Source organism: Nitrospirae bacterium CG2_30_53_67, assembly GCA_001873285.1.
Classification (GTDB): Bacteria; CG2-30-53-67; CG2-30-53-67; order CG2-30-53-67; family CG2-30-53-67; genus CG2-30-53-67.
Genome location: MNYV01000169.1, coordinates 1 through 3,714, shown reverse-complemented (window position 1 = coordinate 3,714; position 3,714 = coordinate 1). Strand labels below are relative to the sequence as shown.

General features: G+C 54.0%; 4 protein-coding genes and 1 pseudogene. 1 reads left to right on the top strand and 4 read right to left on the bottom strand.

The genetic code is table 11. The features are described 5' to 3' along the window. Positions 1–284 precede the first annotated feature (284 nt). The 4 genes from AUK29_10580 to AUK29_10565 are packed head-to-tail and all read right to left on the bottom strand — an operon-like array spanning position 285 to position 3,427. On the bottom strand, positions 285–1,523 hold the full coding sequence (locus AUK29_10580) for a bifunctional ornithine acetyltransferase/N-acetylglutamate synthase (protein OIP61192.1): 1,239 nt from the start codon (positions 1,521–1,523) through the stop codon (positions 285–287). Between the two features lie 11 nt (positions 1,524–1,534). Beyond that, complete coding sequence (locus AUK29_10575; GenBank protein ID OIP61191.1) at positions 1,535–2,575, bottom strand: N-acetyl-gamma-glutamyl-phosphate reductase; 1,041 nt, start codon at positions 2,573–2,575, stop codon at positions 1,535–1,537. Between the two features lie 6 nt (positions 2,576–2,581). After that, positions 2,582–2,977: a 30S ribosomal protein S9 gene (locus AUK29_10570; protein ID OIP61190.1), complete on the bottom strand. Its 396-nt coding sequence runs from the start codon at positions 2,975–2,977 to the stop codon at positions 2,582–2,584. Positions 2,978–2,995: 18 nt separating this feature from the next. Then, a complete protein-coding gene (locus AUK29_10565) occupies positions 2,996–3,427 on the bottom strand; it encodes a 50S ribosomal protein L13 (protein ID OIP61189.1) in 432 nt (143 codons plus the stop codon). A 59-nt stretch (positions 3,428–3,486) separates the two neighbouring features. Between AUK29_10565 and AUK29_10560 the strand changes: the two are divergent. Further along, positions 3,487–3,714: pseudogene (locus AUK29_10560) on the top strand (hypothetical protein).

Here is a 3,714-nt window from a genome sequence, read left to right as displayed (position 1 = left end):
ATCCATTTCAAACTCCAATGAAAAATCAATTAAATCATAACAGATTTTCAAGGGGATGTAAATCGAAGGGTGTGCGACAAATTTATGGGTAAATATTTCTCTGGTAGCGTCATTCCCCGACCCCCGATCGCAGTCGAGGGCAGGCTTGATCGGGGAATCCACCCTTCGACAGGCTCAGGGTGACAATTGTCATGGTGAGCTTGTCGAACCATGGATTGTCCAGTCGGAGGACAGGCATTTTTGTCGCAGACCCTAAATCGAATGTAAATCGAATTAAAAATGTGCTACGAGCGATAATCCGCGTTGATCTTCACATAATCGAGGGAGAGATCCGTGGTGTAGATTTCGGCCGAGGAGGTTCCCATGTGAAGGTCCACGGTGATCACGAACTCTTTCTTCCTGAGAATCCGGCCCGCCTTCTTTTCCTGCCGGGTTCCCAGTCCCTCGCCCCGCCGGACCATGGGAATCTCATCGAAGAAGATATCGATCTTCTCCGGATGGATGGGGACGCCGGATGCGCCCGCCGCGGCCATGATCCTTCCCCAGTTGGCGTCCTCTCCGAAAAGGGCGGTCTTGACCAGATTCGAACAGGCGATCTTCCTGGCGATGGTGATGCAGTCCTTCTTGTTTTTCCCATGGAGGGTCCGGATGGTCACGAATTTGGTCGCTCCCTCTCCATCTTTTACAATGGAGAGGGCGAGGCCGAGGCAGACTTGATTGAGGGCCTGCTGAAAACCGGATGAGAGGAGATTCCGCTTGTGAATGCGGGCGCCGGAGAGCCCGTTCGCGAGGACCAGCACCATGTCATTGGTGCTCATATCCCCATCCACCGTGATCCGGTTGAAGGATTCATCCACGGCCTCTTTCAGGGCGGATGCGAGCGTTTGCGGATTCACGGCCGCATCGGTCGTCACAAAGGCCAGCATGGTGGCCATGTCGGGGTGGATCATGCCGGAGCCTTTGGCCATGGCTCCGATACGCACTTTTCTCCCGCCTGTCATCCACTCGAAAGATGCGGTTTTCGGCCGTGTATCCGTGGTCATGATGGCGCGGGCGGCAAGGGCGCCCCCGGATCTTGAGAGCGACTTGGCAAGACCCGGGATCTTGGGGATGATCCGGTCCATGGGGAGAGGAAGACCGATCACACCCGTGGAGGCCACGGCAACCTCCTGTTTGCGGATAGATAATGCGGCGGCGGCATGCAGGGCCATGGCTTCAGCATCATGGCGCCCTTTTAATCCGGTGCAGGCGTTGGCGTTTCCGCTGTTTGCGATGACGGCCCTGAGGATCGGCCTCTGCAGGATCTTTCGTGTCCAGAGGATTGGCGCGGCCACGGCCCGGTTACGCGTGAAGACCCCTGCGGCCGAAGCCGGGACTTCAGAGAAGATCAGACAGAGATCCGGTTTATCAACCTTTTTGATCCGGCATGCCGCGGCATTGGCCAGGAACCCTGCGGGCGCAGTGATCCCTCCGCGGACCGGTTTGATCAGAGTGCGATGTCGAGATCGGACCTGAGGCGGCATGGTGTCTTTCTTCATGGGGTGAGCGGTGGAAGATCCAGTCCGGTTGTTTCCCTGATTCCCATCATGAGATTCATGTTCTGGACCGCCTGTCCTGAGGCTCCTTTGACCAGATTGTCAATGACGGAGACTACAATGACCCTGCCGGTCCGGTCATCCACCTTGAGCCCGATGTCGCAGCGGTTGGTCCCCCGCACATCCCGTGTATTGGGCAGGGATCCGTCTTGATGGATCCGGATAAAGGGCTCGTCCCTGTAAAAGGCCCTGTAGGTCTCCACCATGTCTTTGGTGGAGACCTTCCGGTTCAGCATGCCGTAGGAAGTGCAGAGAAGCCCCCGGTTCATAGGGATCAGGTGGGGGGTGAAACTGAGCGTGATTTTTTCCTCCGCAAGACGGGAGATCTCCTGCTCGATTTCGGGTGTATGCTGGTGCTCCCCGATCCGGTAAGCGGCCAGGGACTCATTGGCCTCTGGAAAATGCAGGTGCGGCTTGGGTGACTTCCCTGCGCCGGAGACACCGGACTTGGCGTCAATGACGATCCCTTGTCTTTGGATGAAACCTCCCTTGATGAGCGGCGCAAGCCCAAGGATGGCGCAGGTAGGATAGCATCCCGGATTGGCCAGGAACCGCGTCTTAACGATGGCATCCCTGTAGAGTTCCGGAAGACCATAGACCGACCGGGCCAGGAGGTCGGGGGCCGTGTGTTCAACTTGGTACCATGTTTTGTAGAGAGAGGCGTCTTTGAGCCTGAAATCCGCGCTCAGGTCTATCAAAGGGGTTCCGTTTTTCAGGATCCTCGGCACGATCTCCATGGACAGGGTATGAGGGAGGGCCAGAAAGATTAGATCCGCGTCTTTGACCAGGGTTTCCGGGTTTAGAGTCTCATAGGTGAGATCCATGAGATCTCCGAACTGCGGAAAGACCTCGGAGAGGCGCTCCCCGCTATGCTGTTCCGAGGTGATTCTGATGACCCTAACGTCCGGGTGCAGGTAAAGCAGACGCAAGAGTTCAGAACCCGTATACCCCGTGGCTCCGGCTATGGCTATTTTGATCATCTGTTTTTAACGTTTGGAGTATTGGGACTTCTTCCTTGCTTTGGGCTGGCCGGGCTTTTTCCGTTCTTTTTTTCTGGGATCGCGCGTCAGCAGGCCCGCCTTTTTCAGGACGGCCTTGTATTTGGCATCCAACGTGGAGAGGGCCTTGGAGATGCCGTGACGGATGGCCCCTGCCTGTCCGGATGCCCCCCCTCCTTCTACATTGACCAGGACGTCGAACTTGCCGAGGGTTTCCGTCAATTCAAAAGGCTGATGGACCATCATGCTCAGGGTTTCACGTCCACCGAGGTATTCCTTCATATCCATGCGGTTGATGATCACCTTGCCGGGACCTTCCGACAGATAAACCCTGGCCGAGGCGTTCTTTCTTCTTCCGGTTGCATAAATACGTGCTTGATCCATAAAACAAAACCTCCCCTGTTATGTCAGCGTAATCTGTTCAGGTTTCTGCGCCTCATGCGGGTGATGAGGCCCGGCATAGACCTTCAGCTTTTTCAGCATGGCTCGTCCCAGCCGGTTTTTGGGAAGCATCCCGCGTACGGCATGGATGATGAGGCGTTCCGGGTGAGTCTCGAGGAGCCTCCCGGCCGTGATCCGCTTCAATCCGCCCTGGTAACCTGAATAATGATAATAGATCTTCTTCTCCATTTTATCGCCGGTTAAGCGGACCTTGTCCGCATTGGTGAGGATCATAAAATCCCCGGTATCCACGTGAGGAGAGTAAGTGGGCTTGTTTTTCCCGCTCAGAATCATGGCGATCCGTGTTGCAATTCGCCCCAAAACGGCATCCTGTAAGTCGAGAATATACCATTTCCGGGACTGTTCTTCCTTTTTGGCCATATAGGTTTTCATGAAAAACTCCTTCCAATTAACAGAATCAGAATTAGTATTTATAGAAAATTTAAAGAAAAATGTCAAGTTTAAAAGATCAAATTATTAATTATTTTTGGGTCTTCTCCCATATAGTGGGTAAAAAGGGTTCGAGGATTCAAGAACCTATAGAGATCCAGGGTTCAAGGGTTCCAGGGTTCAAGGATTCAAGTGGTTTTTTTGATTTCTGTTACCTTTCAGTTTTTTCTATGCTTTTCACTTGGACCCTAAGCCCCTTGACCCATCGGACCCTTGAGTTTTTAAAAAGC